This window comes from Paenibacillus luteus (genome assembly GCF_006542765.1).
GTDB lineage: Bacteria > Bacillota > Bacilli > Paenibacillales > Paenibacillaceae > Pristimantibacillus > Pristimantibacillus luteus.
Genome location: NZ_SKCD01000022.1, coordinates 372,270 through 391,474 on the forward strand (window position 1 = coordinate 372,270; position 19,205 = coordinate 391,474).

Genomic DNA, 19,205 nt, shown 5'->3' on the forward strand with positions numbered 1-19,205 from the left:
ACTCCCTTTCTGGCCCATACACCTCCGTAAACGCATTATTTATCCTTCAATTAATTACCAACTTTCTTATAAATAGTAAATTATAAGCCGCCTAAAAACAATGATCTATACTCACGTATAATTGATATATCCTGCGATGGTTTGATTGTAAATTTAATAGCAGTTCAATAAATTTCAATATAAAAAAAGCTCCCTAAACAGACTCAGGTTAAGAATAAATTCACCTGTTCACTGTAAGAGGAGCATGTTATTTACTTCGGCTTCTGATTATGAAGCAAATTACGATAATACATTGTACTGGAACTTCGAAAACTCGGCCATTCCTCCAAACCTATCTGTAGAGAATAAAAACAGCCCGATGCGGCATCCCATAAAATAATCAAGCTTGTATACCATTTGATGTGGATTACCGAGCTGCTTCCATTCCTCACCCTCCCGGTAGCTGAACGTGCATGTATCCGCATTATTCATAAAGTTGCCGTACGCTTTAAGCATTACCTTAGTTCCGTAGATGGGAACCCTGGCATACTCTGTCCCAGGCTCGTCATCCACCATGCTTCCGAATAAAGATGTATCTTCGCTTTTTCTAGCCATCAACACCAGATATAATTGCCCCTCTTCTTGGGTCAAGGCTATGTAGGCGTACGTGCCGATTAAGAAACATAACCCCGCATAATCGCCATTGTTCAGCTCGCTTCCATCAAGGGTAACCACTGCTTCGCAAGCAGGACCTATTGCGCGTTGTGTGAGCGTGTTGATCGCAAATGTCAGGTTAGGGCTTATATTTCCGGAGCGCACTCGGTAGCTTCCTGGTTTTTCTGTCACCGACCAAAGCGTTTCATTAGGAATATGATTCCATTGCCAAAAATCTTTCAATTGAACCTTCCCGTTTGAATCCGGCTCATAGCGGAATTCATCGCTTCCAATCAGAGATTTGTACGTGTAGTCAGGTCTTGTGCTTGGGATATCAATCGTTTTTGGCGTCTCCTTCGCAAAAACCGGGAAACCATCCACAAACTCCAATGGGACGATGACCGGAACCCTGCCCACAGCTCCATGGTCTTGAAATAATAGGGCATACCATAGTCCTTCCGGCGTATCAACGATCCCGCCTTGCGCGACTCCAGAATTGAAGTACCCCCTATCGTCATTGAAGACCTCACCGCCAGAAAATTCACCCTCCAGCGAATCCGATACATAACAAGCTTGGGTTCTACGGCCGTACGCTGGCGATATGTGAATAAAGAAGGCATAATATTTGCCTCTGATCTTGTAAAAGTGCGCCCCCTCATAACCCAAATCATACGGCGGGGTATCTCTTACGATCACACGTTCTAGGCCGCCAGGCTTGGGACCGGAAAGATCGTCCTTTAGTTCCGTGAGCATGATCTCTGCATTTCCGTAGATTAAATACACGCGACCGTCATCGTCAAACAGCAACGAGCAATCGTGATAAAAGCCTTCAATATATTGCTTAGTCCAAGGTCCGTTGATCTCCTCAGCTGAATACAAATAAGTCTTGCGTGTATCATTCGCCGCAAAGACAACATAAAATTTCCCATTATGATGGCGTAGAGATGCAGCCCACATCCCTTGCCCATAAATTTGCTGTCCGTTTTCTAGCCGCTGTGCAGGCGTATTCTCTAGAACATCGAATACATGCGTTGCCGTTTCCCAATGCAGCAAATCATACGAGCGCAAGATGACGCAGCCCGGCATCATATGCATGGTAGTGCTGACCATGTAGTACGTATCGCCAACCCGTATGACGTCGAGATCCGGGTAATCCCCCCAAATAATAGGGTTCTTTGACATTTGTATCTCCCCTATTCTGTAATTGGACCCGCTCAAGCGAGCAGGCCCATTCATCAACATTACTTGTCCCAACCCTTATCCCCTTGACGCAATACCTCTGTCAAGTCCTGATGAATCAGCCTTCTCCAGCGCCAGCTTCCAGTGCAAGCATACGCTTGCCTGCCTCCAGCGTCTGAATAATGCGGTCTGTATCATACACACAGCCTTTCCAGGTTCCGCCGCTCGCTGATTGCAGCGCGGCCCAAAGACGGGTATCATCCGGAAGATCAGGGTCTTCCGCAAGCGAGGGATGCGGCGTTCTTGAGGAAAGGATCGTTGCCCCCGCCTCAGGAGTGTCCGGCAGTTCGCCGCAGCCGACCATATCGATGGAGCCCTCTAACTTGCGTGTGTCGATACGGATATCTACCCAGTCTCCATCACGCAAGCGCCCGACTGGACCGCCTGCAAGTGCTTCCGGCCCGATATGTCCGATACAGGCGCCAGTCGACACGCCAGAGAATCTGGCGTCGGTCAGAAGCGACACCTGCTTGCCGAAGGTCAAATGCTTCAGCGCTGATGTCAACTGGTACGTCTCTTCCATCCCGGTCCCTGTTGGGCCGCGCCCGATCAGTGCCAATATGTCGCCAGCGGAGATGCCTCCGGTCTTAATGGCGCGAATGGCGTCGCGCTCGGTCGTGTATACCTTGACCCGTCCGACATGCCGGAATACACCATCGACGTCAAGAACCGACGCATCGATAGCCGTTGACTTTATGACGGAGCCTTCCGGCGCGATATTTCCAGTCGGGAACGTAACCGTCGGCGCCAAGCCAGCGATCCGCGCCTGATCCGGGCTATAGATAACTGTATCGGGGTCGATCCCTTCTTGCTCTGCAAGATAGTTTCGCATGCTTTGCCGCCGCTCAGAGGTCTCCCACCAGTCCAACGTCTCATTCAATGTCACACCAGCTGCGGTGAGCACGCTTACATCAAGCACGCCGAGCCGCCGCAGATGAAGCATAACCTCCGGCACTCCGCCGGCAAGAAACACACGAACTGTCGGATGTGGAACAGGACCATTCGGCAGCACACTGACCAGCCGTGGAACCTTGCGGTTGACTGCCGCCCAGTCGCTGGCGTTCGGCACCTTGAGCCCTGCAGCATGAGCAATCGCAGGAATATGCAGCAGCAGATTCGTCGAGCCGCCGAACGCAGCATGAACCGCCATTGCGTTTTGAATAGACGCGTCTGTAAGCAGGTCAGCCAGTGTGAGGCCCTTTCTGGCAAGCGCCATAGCCGCACGTGCGGATTGACGCGCCATCTCTGTCCAGACCGGCTGGCCCGAGGGAGCTAGCGCGGCGTGAGGCACGGTCAGCCCGAGTGCCTCCGCTACGACCTGCGCCGTTCCCGCCGTTCCGAGGAACTGGCAGCCTCCGCCCGGCGTCGCGCAGGCTCGGCAGCCAAGATCGGCAGCCTCCTCGAGCGACAGCTCGCCGTTTGCGTATCGTGCGCCAATCGTCTGGATTTTGCCGGCATCCTCGCCATTTGTCGGCGGCAGCGTAACGCCGCCAGGCACAATAACACCAGGCAAACTTTTCATTCCGGCAAGCGCCAACATCATTGCAGGCAAGCCTTTGTCACAGGTCGCAACTCCCACAACAGCTGCTCGGGTGGGCAGCGAGCGGATCAGTCGACGCATCACCATTGCCGCATCGTTGCGGTAAGGCAAAGAATCGAACATACCCGATGTACCCTGCGAGCGTCCGTCGCACGGATCGCTAACATGAGCTGCGAACGGGATACCGCCCGCCTCGGTAATTTCTTTCGCCGCCGCTTTCATTAATAGACCGATTTCCCAGTGGCCAGTGTGGTAGCCTAGCGCGGCAGGTGTCCCATCCTCGTTGCGGATACCGCCAAGCGTCCCCATAATGAGAACCTCCCTGCCCAGCAAGCGATCCGTCCGCCATCCCATGCCGACATTCTGGCTCCAGCCGAACAGGTCGCCGCTTGGCGCGTTCAGTAAAAGCTCCGGGGTCAGCGGGAGCTTGCCAGAAGGCCCCGGAGCATGCGTGGCCACCTCGAAATAATCCGCGCCGTCCGGGCCCATAACATGTTTTAACAGATCCTCCATCGCACGTATCCCCTTCTAGTTATGGCTTCATGAATACCGTTTTCACTGATGTGTAAAACTCGACGGCCGCCTGTCCCTGCTCACGAGAGTGGGAGCTGGAGCCCTTCATGCCACCGAACGGTGCCTGCAGCTCCACGCCAGCAGTCTCGGCGTTAACCCGAACGAGACCTGCATCCGTTTCCTGAATGAACTTTAATGCATAACCCAAATTGCTCGTATAAAGGGAGGCGCTGAGTCCATATTTTGTATCGTTCGCGAGTTCAATTGCCTCATCCAGGTCGCGTGCCTCAATTAACGCCAGCACCGGCCCAAAAATTTCCTCCCGAGCAATGGCCATCGACGAAGTCACCTTGTCGAATACGGCCGGAGTGATGAAATAGCCGTCCGCTAACGCCGGATCGTCCAGTCGCTCGCCGCCGAACAGCAGCTCTGCTCCTTCTTCCTTACCCTTGCGAATGTAATCAAGCACAGTTTCATACTGCTTCCGGCTAGCGCACGGGCCAAGCCACGTCTCCGGGTTCAAGCCGTCGCCTACCTGAAGCTTTGTTACCTTCTCGAGCAATTTCGTCCTAAACGTCTCGTAAACGTCACTGACGACGATAACCCGGCTCGTTGCAGTACACTTCTGGCCGGTGGAGCGAAGCCCTCCGCTAATTGTAGCATCAACCGCTAGATCCAGATCGGCATCAGCTGCGATGATGATCGGATTTTTACCGCCCATCTCCAGCTGGTACTTCGCCCCGCGTGCCAGAGCTGTCTGGCCGACACGCTTGCCGACTGTGTCAGAGCCTGTAAAGGTTACGCCGTGAATGCCCGGATGCTCGGCAATCCCCTGTCCAATAACGGCACCGTCTCCGATGACCATGTTTACAACGCCCGCCGGAAAACCGGCTTCGTGGAAGCAAGCCATGACCAGTGAGGCGGTGAGGGCCGTTTCAGCCGCCGGCTTCCAGATGACGGTGTTGCCAAACACCAGTGCAGGAGCCATTTTCCATATAGGAATTGCAACAGGAAAATTCCAAGGTGAAATGACGCCGACGACGCCAAGCGGTGCACGGGTCGTGAACATCAGCGCTTCCGCATCTGTTGCCGGAATCACGTCGCCGACCGAACGCATCCCCTCACCTGCGTAATAGCGTAAAATAGCCGCGCCACGAGCCGTCTCGCCCTTCGCCTCGCCAAGCGTCTTGCCCATCTCTCGGGTCATCGCACGGCCGATCTCATTCATACGGCTCTCCAGCAGATCAGCCGCCTTGAAGAGGAGCGCTCCGCGCTGCGCACCCGCCAGCTTTCGCCAAGCTTTCCGAGCCGCTTCGGCGGATTCAACCGCAATGCTTAGATCCTCGTAGTCGGATTCGGGAATTAAGCTAACCATCTCGCTGCTGCGGGCCGGATTAAAGCCTGGCTTGCGTCTGCCCGTGAGTGGCGACTTCCATTCGCCTCCAATATAGTTGTCAATTTCAGGAACATTCAGGTTCGTTGTGTTTTCGCTGTTTGTCATTATTTTTTCCCCCTTATGCATGAATAGGAGCCGTGTCCAGCTCATGAGCGCAAATTACCGTGTTCACCAGTGTTCCGATACCTTCGATTTCAATTTCGATCCGGTCACCAGAGGCCAGCGTGAACTGGTTCGGCGGAACAAGACAGGTCCCTGTCAGCAGCACCGTACCGTCGAACAGCTCATTATCCCGTTTCAGGAAGCCGACAAGATCCTCCAGTTTGCGCTTTAACAGCCCCGTATGAGCCGTTTCTTCAACGACTAGTGCTCCGTCCCGGTAAATGCGGCAAGTAATCGAGAGGGCATACGGATCAGCAACCGTCTCTGCCAACCGGACGAACGGTCCAATCGAGCAGGAACGCTTCCAAATTTTTGCCTGCGGCAGGTAAAGAGGATTTTCGCCCTCGATGTCGCGGCAGCTCATATCATTGCCGGCCGTATAACCGATAATTGCGCCGGAACTGTCCAGGACAAGCCCAAGCTCTGCCTCCGGCACCTGCCACGTGGAGTCGCTTCTCAGGCATACCGACTCGCCAGGTCCAACGGTACGGGCCGCTGTCGATTTCATGAACAGCTCCGGCCGTTCGGCATCGTACACCTTGTCATAGAAAGTGTCAGCATCGAGCCGCCCCTCCGTCGCCTCGTAATTCCGCGCCTCACGGCTGCGCTGATACGTGACCCCTGCCGCCCATACCTCCGGTGCGTCCAGTGGCGTCGTCAAGTTCAGCGATTCTGCCGGAGCTGTGATCGCAGAGAGACTGCCGAGCATGCTCTCCACATAAGCAGCAGTTGACAATCCTGCGATGTGGGCATCTGCTACGAGTGTCATGAGATCCGGCGCATCTAGCCGGTATGTATCTCCGCCTTCAGTTATAACTCCCAAATAGGGACGCAAATTTTCTAGGTATCGAAATATACGCATAATTGTATGGCCTCCAGTTAAGTTGTTTTATATTATAAAACTATGTTCTTATATTACAGCAAAAGAAGACCCGGCCTGGATCTTTACGTACCGTCTCGTTAGCTTGGACGGTGGCCGAGTCCGCGGGAGATCTGTTCTGCCGTTTCTTGCAAAAGCAAGACGAATGCCGCCAATTCCTCATCTCCGACAGTTGACGTCATCGTTGAGATGCTAATCGCTGCCAGCATGTGGCCGTTGTGATCGTACACTGGTGCCGCGGCACAGCGAACACCTGCTTCATTCTCTTCCCGGTCGTAGGCGACGCCAGCGTTCCGTACCGATATCAGCTCTCCTTGAAAAGCTGACTGGTTTGAGATCGTCTGAGGCGTATGAATGGAATAGTCGTACCCCTCCAACAGACGCTCTAGCTCGGCCTCCGGCATGTAAGCTGCTAGTACTTTACCGACTGCGCTGCTGTGCAGAGGTACACGCCGGCCAATCCGGGAATATCGGATCGCTGCTTTGCTGCCCTCGACTTTATCAATGTAGACGCCCTCCGCTCCGTCCCGAATGACAAGATGAACGGTCTGTCCCGTCTTCCCTGACAGTGCGTCCATCGGTCCTCTCGCGATCTCACGAATGTCAAAGCTCTGCAACAGCAGCTGCCCCTTCTCCAGCAAACGCATGCCAAGCCGGTACAGCCCGTTCTCATCCTGTTCAATGTAGCGATGAAGTTGAAGCGTCTTTAGCAGGGAATGCACGGTACTTTTATGCAAGCCGACCCTGGTACTGATCTCGGTTATTTTCAACACTCGATTATGCTCATCAAATAAATCTAAAATAGTAAGTGCACGGTCGAGTGATTGAATGATCGGCATGAAAAATCCCCCCCTTTCCTTAGTTTTATAATATAGAACATTGTTCTTATATATTGTACCAAACTAGCGACGATGTCGTCCAGTTGGTTATCTCCTTTAAATTCCAACTTGTCTCTTTTTTCGGCCGCCGTGGCAAATACGATTCGCCTTTCCTGCAAACCATCGTCTTCCTTATCATGATCGACCGTGAAGCACCCTTGGCATGCAGACCGGACAACAACGCCGCATCGTTTCCGTAAGTACGGATAACGCGAGCAGAGCCAGCAGCTCCGCTTCTTTTCAGTCACTCGCTACCCGATTGCACTGGCCATAAGACGCTTTATATTACTATCCGTCATTTCCAACATAATCGTGCCGAGCACAATTCAATACTGAATATCAAGAGTTACTTGTTTGCATCAAGCAGACGAAGCAGCATAATCGTTGCTTCAGCCCGAGTAGCAGAATCGGCAGGAGCGAAACGATTACCGTTCTTGCCCTTAATGATTCCTAAATCAGCGGCGGCCGCGACGGACGGAAGCGCCCATGGCTTTATCTGTTCCTTATCGGCAAACGTAGCCTTTGCGCTGGTATTGAGCTCTCCGTCATACAGCCTCATGATCAGAACCGCCATTTCGGACCTGCTAATCCATTGATTAGGTCGGAAGCTGCCGTCCGCGTAGCCTTTAATAAGGCCAGCTTGCTCCGCTTCCGCGACATAAGACCTTGCCCAAACCGGGATTTTATCTACATCGCTGAAATTTAGCGACATCCCGCCTTTAGCTTCGAAATCAAACGCCCTCGCGGTCATCACAACGAACTCCGCACGCGTAATCTTCAAATCCGGTCGGAAGGTTCCATCTCCGTAACCGCTTACAAATCCCATATTGACCGCGCGTTCTATCCCTTCTTTAGCCCAATGGCCCGCAATATCCTTGAATGTGCCGGAATTTCCAACTGCTTGTACTGCGATTTCCGCTTTCGTTCCGGGCTCGAGTACAGTATCCGTAAGATCGCTTTTCACCAGCTTCACGCGCGTTAATTCCACTGTCGTCTTTGCGGTCTTATTGCTTATCATTTCGAACGTAATTGCCGCGAGCTCGACTTTTCCCGATAAGCCTGCAGCCTTGCCAACCTTCGTGTGCGCGAATACGACAACGCCGTCCTCTGGAGCTATGGGAACGGAGAAGCCTTGCAGCAAGCTTGCGCTTTTTTTGTACAACAGTTTGTCTTTATCGTACTTCAGATTAATTTCGAAACCATATACATCGGCAAGGTCCGATCCCGTCACCGTCACCACAACTTGATTTCCCTTCATGGACGTCTGATTGGAGACTGACAAGCTGAAAGAGGCGTCCTTGGCCATCGCGTACGCCGGCAGTATGGAAAATGCGAGCCAAGCAGCTAGAAGCATCATTCCGACTCGATATTTCAAGCGCTTCCCCATCCTTTCGCTATTATCATTTGATCAAGCTAATATTTGCGATTCGAAACTTCTCGCTCTGCCGTCACCTCCGTGTAGATTCTCTCAGGCGTAATAATCCGTTTCGGAAGCGTCCTGCCTTCCATCAGTTCCAGCACGGCTTGCATCACATTCGGTCCCAGCATCGGATTGCATTCAACTACAGCGTTAATCTTGCCTTCGATCATCATCTCGAAGGCCTGCCGAGTGCCGTCCACGGAAATAATGATGATATCCTTGCCCGGCTGCAAACCATATTCCTCGACAGCTTCGATTGCGCCAAGCGCCATGTCATCGTTATGCGAGTATAGAACGTCAATCGCTCCTTTATGGGTCTCAAGAAATGACTTCATGACCTCCTTGCCCCGTGATTGAGTAAAATCTGCTGACTCGCTTGCGATAATATTCATTTCCTTAAACTCGCCTAGCGCTTCCCGAAAGCCTCCTCCTCGGTCGATGGAAGGAGATGCTCCTTCCGTGCCGCGCAGTTCTGCAATACGAATCTCACCCGAACGGTCTCTCATCTTATCCAGCAAATACCTTCCCGCCATTCGCCCTTCTTCGTAGAAATCGGAGCCTATGAAAGTGACATATAGCGATTGATCCGAAAGCTCCATCTTCCTGTCGAGGATGAGAACGGGAATACCAGCTGTCCTGGCCTCACGCAAAATTGGCTCCCATCCCGTCTCTACGACAGGCGCTATGGCGATAACATCGACACCTTGGTCGATAAACGAACGCACCGCCTCGATTTGCTTTTCTTGCGACTGCTCCGCGTTTTCGAGAAATAGCTGTATTCCCGCTTCATTCGCCGCTTCCCGAATGGACTTGGTATTCGCAAGACGCCAATCGCTCTCCGATCCGAGCTGGGAGAAACCAAGCTTGAACGAACGCCTCAGCGGCTCCGCTTCCTCCTCATCGTTCCGATTCGAAGAAGAAGGCGTCTGGTTCACGACGTTGCCAGAAATCTTTTCCGTTTCATCCGTCTTGCACCCAATGATCCCCGCTACCAAGACGAGCATCAACATCGCTAGACCCACTGCCTTGCCGTACCGTATTTCAAGCGTTCTTCTCATCTCGACACCTTCCAATTGCATATAATGGACGAATTAGGAGATTCGACACATTTAAGTCAAATCCCTTTTTCTTCTAGGCGCGATGCTTCTGGAGCAGTTGTCTGGAACTGAACAGCCTTTGCAGCAAAATAAATAAAAACAGGAGCAGGCCAATGACAATACGGGTCCACCAAGAGCTAAGCGTTCCCTCGAAGCTAATAATTGTCTGAATGGCACCTTGGATCAGAACGCCGAACAAAGTGCCCGCAACATAACCAAATCCGCCTGTCAGCAGCGTGCCTCCGATGACGACCGCAGCGATAGCGTCCAACTCCATCCCAATGGCATGAAGACCATAGCCGGATAACATATAAAACGTAAGCACAACACCTCCGAGCGCCGAGCAAAAGCCGCTGAACAGGTAAACCCCAATCTTCGTCCGCGCGACCGGCAATCCCATGAGAACCGCTGACTGTTCATTTCCGCCAATCGCATAGGTGTTACGGCCGAAACGGGTGTAATGTGCCGCGTAGAACGCTAGAACGAACAAAAGCAGCGCGATGATTACACTGATCGAGACAAAATTGCCGCCCGGCAGATAGACCTTTGTCTGCGCTACGGATGTGTAGAATGCATTGTTAATCGTTATCGTGTTCGTACTGATGACATAGCACAGTCCTCTTGCCAGGAACATACCCGCCAATGTGACAATGAACGGCTGAATTTTGAAATAATGGATAATTGCGCCCATCCCCGAACCGAATAAGGAACCGAGAAGCAAGACCAGCGGGATGACCGCTGCTGGCGACCAGCCCTCCTGCAGCAGCGAAGCCGAGATCATCGACGTCAACGCAATAACCGATCCGACGGAGAGATCGATTCCTCCGGAAACGATGACGAACGTCATCCCGATTGCAACAATGAGCAGGAAGGCGTTGTCGATAAACAAATTGAGCAGAACCTGCGTGGAGAAGAAACCTGTGTATCGGAAAGAGCCTGCAATGAACATAAATACGAACAGAGCCAGAGTTACGATAATTGGCAAATGCTGTCGTTTAAACATGGCGCGCTACCTCCTTCTCAGCTGGATAGCGACGAGTTTTCCATCTGCCGACAATTGCTTTCCGGAATGATTCGGACTGAATAAGGCAGACAACAAGCACGACGAACGCTTTGACGACCAACGTAATTTCCGGCGGCACGCCAATCATGTAAATCGTGGTGGTCAACGTCTGGATAATCAACGCCCCAATGACGGTGCCTGCCAGATAGAACCGGCCGCCATTGAGCGAAGTCCCGCCGATCACGACTGCAAGAATAGCGTCAAGCTCATACCAGAGGCCCGCGTTGTTCCCATCGGCGCTTGACACGTTGGAACTCAGAATAAGACCGGCTACCCCTGCGCATAACCCGCAGAATAGATAAACCGCAATCATGACCGATTTCGCTCGGATGCCCGCAAGCCTGCTGGCCACCGGCTTATTGCCGACCGATTCGATAAACAAGCCGATAGCTGTCTTTCTTGTCAAGAGAGACGCGACCGCGAATACCGCGGCGACGATGAAGATCGAGAACGGCAGCATGAACAGTACGCCTGCCCCAATAAACTTATAAGAGCTGCTGGATACGGTAATAATTTGCCCGCTCGTAATAAGCTGGGCGACTCCGCGTCCAGCAACCATTAGAATTAACGTAGCAATGATAGGCTGGATGCCGACTCCTGCGACGAGAAAGCCGTTCCACAGCCCGAGCGCAAGCGATAGAACGAGCGACAAACCGACAGCTGTTGCTACAAGCACGAGCGCATTCTGGTCTGGGCCCTTGCTAATCGTCAGGCAAGCCATCGCCCCAGTGATCGCCACGATGGAACCGACCGATAAGTCGATGCCTTTGGTTGCGATAACGAGCGTCATGCCGATTGAAACCAGCAACAGCGGGGCTCCGAAGTTCAAGATGTCGATCAGGCTCCCATAGAGATGGCCATCCCTAACCTTAATAGAGAAGAATGTTGGGTCGTAAAGCAAATTGAACACTAATAGCAGGGCCAAAATCGTCAGCGGCCAGAACAAATGATGTTTCATTCCTCTCCTCCTCCAGCAATCGCCTTCATAACGAGCTGCTCGTTCATTTCTCCGTCCGTCATTTCCTTCACTTTCTTCCTGTCGCGCATGACAGCGATTCGGTCGCTTACCCTAAGCACTTCCTCAAGCTCAGAGGAGATGAATAGAACGGACATGCCCTTCTTCGATAAGGACATAACGAGCTTCTGAATCTCCGCCTTCGCTCCGATATCGATTCCGCGTGTTGGCTCATCCAGTATCAGCAGCCTCGGTTCGGTCAGCAGCGATCTGGCGAGCAGCACTTTCTGCTGATTGCCCCCGCTCAAATGTTTGATCAATTGATCAGGGTTGGGCGGATTAATGTTCAGCGCTTCAATGAACTGCTCCGCGATTTCGGACTGTTTCTTCTTCGAAATTGTACGCAGCCAGCCTTGGGAAGCCTGCATCGCCAGTACAATGTTCTCCCGAATGGTCAGATCATCGATGATGCCTTCCCCTTTCCTATCCTCTGAACAGAAAGCGATGCCGTTATCGATGGCTTGTCTCGGCGTGTGCGCGGAGCCTTTATCGCCAATCTTGAGAGAGCCTTGATCAGGAGAGTCCGCTCCGAATAGCAGTCTTGCCGCTTCTGTTCTGCCAGAACCGAGCAGACCGGCGAGTCCAACGATTTCCCCTGCGCGTATGGACAGATCGAACGGCTCGATCGAGCCCCGCCTGCCGAGCGACTTCGCTTCGAGCAGAAGCTCACTGCCGGTTTTTCCGTTACCGTCAAGGGATGACATCTTAGGAAGCTCTTCCAGCAACTCCAGCTCCTTGCCGATCATTTTGGAGACGAGCTCTATACGGGAAAGCGCGGAAGCCGCATACTCCCCAACAAATTCTCCACCCCGGAGAATGGTTATTCGATCCGAAATTTCGTAGACCTGATTAAGGAAATGCGTGACGAACAAGATCGCGAGCCCTTCGCTCTTCAGCTTGTTCATAACGTTGAACAGTTGGCTCACCTCGACGCGGTCGAGACTTGACGTTGGTTCGTCCAGAATGAGCACCTTCGCCGAAATGTTCAGCGCTCTCGCGATGGCAATCAATTGCTGGATCGCGATCGGATACGAATGCAGCGGCTTCGTCACGTCAATCATTAGATTCATGCGTTCCTCCAGCAGCTTTGCGGCGGCGCTATTAAGTTCTTTCCATAGAATACGGCCAAAGCGTCTTGGCTCCCTGCCGATATAAATATTCTCCGCAACAGATAAATTCGGGCAAAGATTGACTTCCTGATACACCGTACTGATTCCTGCCGCCTGCGCTTCCTGCGGGCTTTGGATCGAAATGCGCTCCTGATCCATCTCTACCTGTCCGCGGTCGATGGAATAAACACCTGTCAAGACTTTAATCAGCGTCGATTTACCCGCGCCGTTCTCCCCCATTAGCGCGTGAATCTCGCCGGGAAACAAACGGAATTGCACGCCCGACAATGCCTTGACACCGGGGAATTGTTTGTGAATGTCTTTCATATGCAGGATGGGCCGGCCTTCTTCCATTTGAATGCTCCTTTCTGTTTAGAGATAAAGCCGTCCCGGCATGGCGCCGGGATACGGCTATCGTTCATTTAACCCTATGCCAGATTTAATACTTGCGGTTTGGAAGCTCGCTCTTCGCTTCCTCTGACGTAAACACGCCTTCCTCTGTCACGATGCGCTTCGGCACTTCCTTGCCCTCCACAACATCTCTTACGGCCTGCATCAATTGTGGCCCGAGCAGGGGATTACACTCGACGATAAAATTAATTTTCCCTTCACTTGCCGCTACGAATCCGTCCTTGACACCATCAACCGAGATAATGATAATGTCTACTCCCGGCTTGAGTCCGGCCGCTTCGATTGCCTGAATCGCGCCAAGCGCCATATCATCGTTATGAGCGTACAACACGTCTATATCCGCATGAGCTTTAAGGAACGCTTGCATAACCTCTTTGCCTTTGGCGCGCGTAAAGTCGCCCGTCTGAGAAGCAATTACCTTCAGATTAGCATTGGAAGCAATCACTTCAGCAAAGCCCGCTTTGCGGTCATTCGCAGGAGCGGAACCGGTTGTGCCCTGCAATTCGACAATGTTGACATTGCCCGTTGCATCCTTGAACTGGTCGACTAGCCAAGTGCCTGCTCTTCGTCCTTCCTCAACGAAATCGGAGCCGATGAAGGTTTCATAAAGAGAAGTATCCGTGGAGTCAACCGCGCGGTCCGTCAAAATAACCGGAATTCCGGCATCCTTCGCCTCTTTCAATACGGTGTCCCAACCGGATTCAACGACCGGAGAGAAAGCGATTACATCCACCTTCTGTTGAATATAAGTGCGAATGGCTTTAATTTGGTTTTCTTGCTTCTGCTGTGCATCGGAGAATTTCAGCTCGAAGCCCGCTTCCTTTGCCGAGTCCTGAACCGATTGCGTATTGGCGGTACGCCAGCCGCTCTCTGCCCCAACTTGCGAGAAGCCAAGCGTAATCTTTTTGTCGTCTGGCGCTACCGTCGTCTCCGTCGCGGATGGGCTTGAACCGCCTTTATTGTTCGCTGGAGAATTTGATCCCCCATTCCCCCCGCAAGCTGTCGTGAATACCAGCATAGCCATCGCGATCAAAGCTAGACCCTTTTTTGTAGTCGGTTTCATCTTCTTCATTCCTCTCCTTGTGGTAACCAACTGAATTGGTTTGACACGATTATAGATGGCTTTCCATGATGCCTTATACGGAGTTTCATACGTAAACCTTGTAAATTTTTACGCGTTTCGGAAGCTGATTCCGAATTGGTTTGCTTTCTTGTGAGTTTGTTGTATTTTTTTTCGAATGTTTACGCTTCCATATCCTTCCTCTTACCCTTTTGGTATAATTAGGGATGATAGCGCTTCAATTTTTATCATTCTAATCGTTGATAAGAAAGGTCACTCGTGAATATGAAGTTGATAGATTGGATCGCATCCAGCCTAAGGGCGAAATTACTTACGATGTTCATCATCCTTACCTGCGTGCCGCTTATCGTCGTTGGCCTCGTGTCCTATAAGAAATCATTCAACACCGTGTACGGCAACAGCAAAGCGTCTTCCATGATTGCCGGCGAGCAGTTAGCGCGCGACATTGATCTGCTTTTTGAGGATACTGGAAAATTACTGGAGCTAGGCAACGATCCGCGCGTCCTGCATTTTCTGTTCTCACAAAGCGACACCTATTCCGATGCCAAAGACATTCTGAAGACTATGGATGCGTATCTGGACACTTATACCGACGAGAGCGTACTCAACATATCGATCATTAATTTGTACGGCAGAGGCATAAGCGAACGCAGAGGCGTCTTTCAATTGGATAAAAACCCGCTTCGTAACCCGCATTTCGTATACTTGACGAACCATCCTGACGACATTCTGAATATACCTCCTACCCAGTCATCCCCTCTGGATCGGCTCGATGGCTTTCTTTACCAAAATTCGAACGTCATCTCCATCATGACCGCGGTCAAGCAACGGATTACCCACGAGGTAATCGGCTTTATCGTCATTGACATCGACGACTCAGTCGTGAGCCGATCGATCGACGGAACAACGCTGGGCGAATCGGGCTTCTTCTATGTCGCCGACGCCAATGGCGTGCCTATCTTCTCGCCGACAGGCCGCCTTGCCGGACAGCTTCCGAGCGCAAGCGACGTTATCGTGCAATCGGACCGCCACTATATCGACTCGTCGCACGGAAAACCGAAATTCATCTTCTCTGCGCAATCTCCTAGAACGGGATGGCATATCATCGGTTACGTTCCGCTGCAGGAAATCGTGAAAGAGGCCAACTCCATCAGGCAAATGATTATTATTAGCGTCATCCTGAGCATCATGTTTGCCATTACGCTTCACTTCTTTATTTCCTCCAAACTGACAAGACCCGTTCAATTGCTGAAAAACAAAATGCAGTTGGCCGCTTCCGGCTACCTGGAAGCCAAGGTTATTACGTCGGGCAAAGACGAAATCGCTAATTTAAGCAACAGCTTTAATACCATGCTCGAGAAGATCAAACATTTGCTTGACCAAAGCTTGAAAGAACATGAAGCCATGAAGAAGGCGGAGCTGCGCGCGCTTCAGGCGCAGATTAATCCTCATTTCTTATACAATACGCTTGATTCCATCGTCTGGATGGCAGAAGCCGGCAGGAACAAGCAAGTGATTCTGCTTGTCGAAGCGTTATCCAAGCTTTTCCGAATCTCTTTAAGCAAAGGCCGCGATTGGATCACTTTGGAGAAGGAGATTGAACATGTTCACAGCTACTTGATCATCCAGCAAATGCGTTATCGTGACATACTCGATTATGAAATTGATGTCGATCCCGCATTGAATGGCTTCTCTATTCTAAAAATGACGGTCCAGCCCATTGTTGAAAACGCTATCTATCACGGCATCAAAAACAAACGAGGCAAAGGTCTAGTCCGAATCGTCGGCTGCAGCACCCCAGAGAAAGAGATCCTCCTCATGGTGGAGGACAACGGCGCCGGAATGTCCGCAGAAAGACTAGAAGCGCTTCAGCGCAATCTGAAGGCGCAATTGCTACCGGAGGAAACCGGAAAAGAAGTATCCGGCGGCTTCGGCCTGCATAACGTGGAGCAGCGGATAAGCTTGTATTACGGAGAACAGTATGGCGTGACCGTGGAAAGCACAGCTGGCATCGGCACGAAGGTCATGATTCGAATTCCAATGAGAGAGGAGTTATCGCAATGAAAAATGTGATGCTTGTGGATGACGAAATTCTCGTTCGCGAGATGGTCAAGGAATGTATTCAATGGGAGAAGGAAGGCTTCCGGTACGTAGGCGACGCGCCTGACGGCGAAATCGCGCTCCAACTGATCGAACAGCTGCAGCCCGACATTCTGATCACAGACATCAAGATGCCATTCATGGACGGACTCGAACTTAGCGGAATCGTCCGCCAGCGGATGCCGAATGTCAAGATCGTGATCCTGAGCGGCCATGGCGAATTTGAATATGCAAGGAAGGCTTTAAGCCTAGGTGTTGAGGAATATGCCCTAAAGCCGGTAAGCGCGGCCAACATGCTTGCGATTCTGCATGGTGTCAGCCGGAAAATCGACGAAGAGAAACAGCAGCAGGAGAAAGTTCGCAAGGAACTGCTGAAAGAAAATGAAATTATTACTATGACGAAAGAAAAGCTACTGGGCGATTTGTGCTGTGGATTCTTGACCGCATCAGAGGCCATTCATTGGAGCTCGGCACTAGCGCTAAACTTGCTGTCCTCCTATTATGCGGTCGTCGTGTCGGATGATCGCTGCACGGCCGGGGAGGACCGCGAAGAGACTTCGGTCAAGAACGCAACCATTGGGCTGAGTGATGAGCAGCTACCTGTCCCGTTATCTCCCGCTTGCGTTATGCTGACTTACAGGCGCAGCAGGTCCGAGACGGTGTGGATCGTTACAGGGGATTCACGCCAGCAGCTCGAGGAACGGCTCCTTTGCTTCCGCAGCATGCGAGAACAAGCCGATAACATCTTCAGTACAGCAACCTCCATCGGAATTGGGAGCGTACAAGATCGGCTGCAGGGCATTCATCTCTCCTATTTGGATGCGGAGGAGGCTATGCACTGGCAACGGCTTTCCAAGCAGAACCGACTTGAGATGAAATCGTCAGCACAGGTTCCACTTGATCCGTCCGCTTTCCTTGATCGTTCCAAATTCTTGGAATTTCTAAAGCTTGGGACACCTGCTGAAGCCGAGCATTTCGTAGGAGCGTATATGGCCGGCTTGAACGGGCAAGACTGGGAAAGCTCTTCCCTCGGATACTACATTCTAAGCGATCTCACGATTGAAGTCTTGCACGCGTCCGAGCAATCGTTTCGCATCCCGCACATGGAAGCGTTGTCCTACTTTCAAGCCGAGATCGGCAATATTAGGACGAAGGAGGACGCATCGTCCTATCTGGTCCGTCTTGCGGCACAGTATTGGCGTTGGAGAGCCGAGGGCTCGGACAAATACGGCGAGCTGATTGTCAAGATGAAGACGTATATCGAGGAACATTACGATAAAGAATACATTTCGCTTCAGAGCGCCTCCGAATTCGTGCGGCTAAGCCCTAGCCACCTGAGCAAAGTATTCAGCCAGGAAACCGGACAGACATTTATCGAATATTTAACCCAAACGCGTATTCAGAAAGCAATGGAGCTGCTGCTGACAACCCCAGCGAAATCCTATGAAGTGGCCTTTCAGGTCGGCTATAACGACTCCCATTACTTCTCTAACCTGTTCAAGCGCGTCACCGGACTTACGACTAAGCAATTCCGTAAGAACGGCGGATTATCCCTCGGGAATAAAGGAGCCAGTCATGAAGCTGCCTTCGAGCACGGCTAAGCGGTTCTCCACTCTTCTTACTGTATTAGCTTTATTATTCGCAAGTTCCTGTTCGAGCGGCGGGCCGGAGGCACATAACCCCATCAATAAGATTTCAGAATATAAAGTGGATAAGCCAGCCGGCTTAACGCTTGGCATCCTGTATCCGATGGCTCATCCCTTCTACGAAATGATTACCCAAATGGCAGAAGACGCTTCCGGTCCGCTCGGCATCGAACTGATCGTCAAAGCCCCAGACGAAGTCAACCTGGAGCAGCAGATCCGGATGATGGACCAAATGATTAATCAAGGCGTGGATGGCATTGCCGTCAGTCCGGTTGATGGGGATGCCCTCGCTCCGGTCATCGATCGGGCGATCAAAGCCGGCATTCCGGTCATCTGCTTCGAGACGGATTCTCCAAGCAGCAACCGATTATCCTATATCGGAGCCGACCATTATGAAGGAGGCGCGCTTGTCGGCAAAGTGCTCGATCGGCTGCTCAAGGGCAGAGGCATGCTGCTTGTGGAGAACGGATTTCCGAATATGCCCGCTCAGCAGCGGCGGCTTGAAGGGATGCTTAATTACATTGATAAGCATACGGACATCCAGGTGCTCGATATCCGGTACAATCATGGGAGCGAGGATCAAGCTCTGGCCGACATGGAGGTCATGATCGACAGTCATCCGCATTTTGACGCATTCGTTTCGCTCGATCTATGGTCTGCCTCGTCATCAATTCTCGTCTGGAAAGCGAAAGGATTGAACAGGGACGTTGTGGCATTCGGCATGCAAAGCGATATTAAGGAAGCGATTCATAACGGTCAAATTACTTCGGTCGTCTCACAAAATGAGCAGCAATGGGCTATAGAAATCATCGTAAGCCTGATGAGCGCCGCGCAAAACAAGCCTTTCCCGGACCGGATCGATACCGGCACCAGAGTTCTGACTATCGAAACCGTTAATTCGTTCCCCGACATAGCCAAACTTTACAATCAACAAAGACGTTAATAGACAAAGCCTTGACGGCCAAAACCCAAAAAACCTCCGTACTCACGTTACATTAACGTGAGTACGGAGGTTTTGTTCT

Annotated in this window: 14 protein-coding genes; 3 read left to right on the top strand and 11 right to left on the bottom strand. The window is 51.7% G+C overall.

Translation table 11 applies throughout. From position 1 onward, the window contains the following. Nucleotides 1-279 precede the first annotated feature (279 nt). The 11 genes from E0496_RS18170 to E0496_RS18220 form a co-directional block, all read right to left on the bottom strand. Nucleotides 280-1,815 (bottom strand): glycoside hydrolase family 43 protein, encoded by a 1,536-nt coding sequence (locus E0496_RS18170; protein ID WP_141503169.1) that lies wholly within the window; start codon nt 1,813-1,815, stop codon nt 280-282. Nucleotides 1,816-1,930: 115 nt separating this feature from the next. Continuing rightward, nucleotides 1,931-3,925, bottom strand: coding sequence for a YjhG/YagF family D-xylonate dehydratase (locus E0496_RS18175; protein ID WP_141503170.1), 1,995 nt, complete (start codon nt 3,923-3,925; stop codon nt 1,931-1,933). Between the two features lie 19 nt (nt 3,926-3,944). Next, complete coding sequence (gene gucD / locus E0496_RS18180; RefSeq protein ID WP_141503171.1) at nt 3,945-5,426, bottom strand: alpha-ketoglutaric semialdehyde dehydrogenase GucD; 1,482 nt, start codon at nt 5,424-5,426, stop codon at nt 3,945-3,947. A 13-nt stretch (nt 5,427-5,439) separates the two neighbouring features. Further along, complete coding sequence (locus E0496_RS18185) at nt 5,440-6,345, bottom strand: fumarylacetoacetate hydrolase family protein (RefSeq protein WP_141503172.1); 906 nt, start codon at nt 6,343-6,345, stop codon at nt 5,440-5,442. Nucleotides 6,346-6,443: 98 nt separating this feature from the next. Beyond that, nucleotides 6,444-7,202, bottom strand: a complete 759-nt coding sequence (locus tag E0496_RS18190; RefSeq protein ID WP_141503173.1) for an IclR family transcriptional regulator — start codon at nt 7,200-7,202, stop codon at nt 6,444-6,446. 385 nt (nt 7,203-7,587) lie between these two features. Then, nucleotides 7,588-8,628 (bottom strand): S-layer homology domain-containing protein, encoded by a 1,041-nt coding sequence (locus E0496_RS18195; protein ID WP_241674856.1) that lies wholly within the window; start codon nt 8,626-8,628, stop codon nt 7,588-7,590. A gap of 26 nt (nt 8,629-8,654) precedes the next feature. Further along, nucleotides 8,655-9,719 carry an ABC transporter substrate-binding protein gene (locus E0496_RS18200; RefSeq protein WP_241674857.1) on the bottom strand — a complete coding sequence of 355 codons (1,065 nt, stop codon included), beginning with the start codon at nt 9,717-9,719 and terminating at the stop codon, nt 8,655-8,657. Nucleotides 9,720-9,792: 73 nt separating this feature from the next. Next, entirely contained in the window at nt 9,793-10,761 is a 969-nt protein-coding gene (gene yjfF, locus E0496_RS18205; RefSeq protein WP_141503174.1) for a galactofuranose ABC transporter, permease protein YjfF, read from the bottom strand. Continuing rightward, nucleotides 10,754-11,779 (bottom strand): ABC transporter permease, encoded by a 1,026-nt coding sequence (locus tag E0496_RS18210; protein ID WP_141503175.1) that lies wholly within the window; start codon nt 11,777-11,779, stop codon nt 10,754-10,756. Before E0496_RS18210 ends, yjfF begins: the two co-directional genes overlap by 8 nt. Further along, nucleotides 11,776-13,299, bottom strand: a complete 1,524-nt coding sequence (locus tag E0496_RS18215; protein ID WP_141503176.1) for a sugar ABC transporter ATP-binding protein — start codon at nt 13,297-13,299, stop codon at nt 11,776-11,778. The genes E0496_RS18210 and E0496_RS18215 overlap by 4 nt, the downstream gene beginning before the upstream one ends. An 85-nt stretch (nt 13,300-13,384) precedes the next feature. After that, nucleotides 13,385-14,419, bottom strand: coding sequence for an ABC transporter substrate-binding protein (locus E0496_RS18220; RefSeq protein WP_141503177.1), 1,035 nt, complete (start codon nt 14,417-14,419; stop codon nt 13,385-13,387). 282 nt (nt 14,420-14,701) lie between these two features. Between E0496_RS18220 and E0496_RS18225 the strand changes: the two genes are divergently transcribed. Genes E0496_RS18225 through E0496_RS18235 form a run of 3 tightly spaced genes read left to right on the top strand, consistent with a single transcriptional unit; the run spans nt 14,702 to nt 19,126 of the window. Further along, nucleotides 14,702-16,501, top strand: a complete 1,800-nt coding sequence (locus E0496_RS18225) for a sensor histidine kinase (protein WP_141503356.1) — start codon at nt 14,702-14,704, stop codon at nt 16,499-16,501. Next, entirely contained in the window at nt 16,498-18,138 is a 1,641-nt protein-coding gene (locus E0496_RS18230; RefSeq protein WP_141503178.1) for a response regulator, read from the top strand. Before E0496_RS18225 ends, E0496_RS18230 begins: the two co-directional genes overlap by 4 nt. Then, a complete protein-coding gene (locus E0496_RS18235; RefSeq protein WP_141503179.1) occupies nt 18,113-19,126 on the top strand; it encodes a sugar ABC transporter substrate-binding protein in 1,014 nt (337 codons plus the stop codon). Before E0496_RS18230 ends, E0496_RS18235 begins: the two co-directional genes overlap by 26 nt. Nucleotides 19,127-19,205 lie beyond the last annotated feature (79 nt).

What these genes read in the sequence shown, in the direction of transcription:
- E0496_RS18170 (WP_141503169.1), bottom strand. Translation starts at nt 1,815, where the DNA reads ATGTCAAAGAACCCTATTATTTGGGGGGATTACCCGGATCTCGACGTC.
- E0496_RS18175 (WP_141503170.1), bottom strand. Translation starts at nt 3,925, where the DNA reads ATGGAGGATCTGTTAAAACATGTTATGGGCCCGGACGGCGCGGATTAT.
- gucD (WP_141503171.1), bottom strand. Translation starts at nt 5,426, where the DNA reads ATGACAAACAGCGAAAACACAACGAACCTGAATGTTCCTGAAATTGAC.
- E0496_RS18185 (WP_141503172.1), bottom strand. Translation starts at nt 6,345, where the DNA reads ATGCGTATATTTCGATACCTAGAAAATTTGCGTCCCTATTTGGGAGTT.
- E0496_RS18190 (WP_141503173.1), bottom strand. Translation starts at nt 7,202, where the DNA reads ATGCCGATCATTCAATCACTCGACCGTGCACTTACTATTTTAGATTTA.
- E0496_RS18195 (WP_241674856.1), bottom strand. Translation starts at nt 8,628, where the DNA reads ATGGGGAAGCGCTTGAAATATCGAGTCGGAATGATGCTTCTAGCTGCT.
- E0496_RS18200 (WP_241674857.1), bottom strand. Translation starts at nt 9,719, where the DNA reads ATGAGAAGAACGCTTGAAATACGGTACGGCAAGGCAGTGGGTCTAGCG.
- yjfF (WP_141503174.1), bottom strand. Translation starts at nt 10,761, where the DNA reads ATGTTTAAACGACAGCATTTGCCAATTATCGTAACTCTGGCTCTGTTC.
- E0496_RS18210 (WP_141503175.1), bottom strand. Translation starts at nt 11,779, where the DNA reads ATGAAACATCATTTGTTCTGGCCGCTGACGATTTTGGCCCTGCTATTA.
- E0496_RS18215 (WP_141503176.1), bottom strand. Translation starts at nt 13,299, where the DNA reads ATGGAAGAAGGCCGGCCCATCCTGCATATGAAAGACATTCACAAACAA.
- E0496_RS18220 (WP_141503177.1), bottom strand. Translation starts at nt 14,419, where the DNA reads ATGAAACCGACTACAAAAAAGGGTCTAGCTTTGATCGCGATGGCTATG.
- E0496_RS18225 (WP_141503356.1), top strand. Translation starts at nt 14,702, where the DNA reads ATGAAGTTGATAGATTGGATCGCATCCAGCCTAAGGGCGAAATTACTT.
- E0496_RS18230 (WP_141503178.1), top strand. Translation starts at nt 16,498, where the DNA reads ATGAAAAATGTGATGCTTGTGGATGACGAAATTCTCGTTCGCGAGATG.
- E0496_RS18235 (WP_141503179.1), top strand. Translation starts at nt 18,113, where the DNA reads ATGAAGCTGCCTTCGAGCACGGCTAAGCGGTTCTCCACTCTTCTTACT.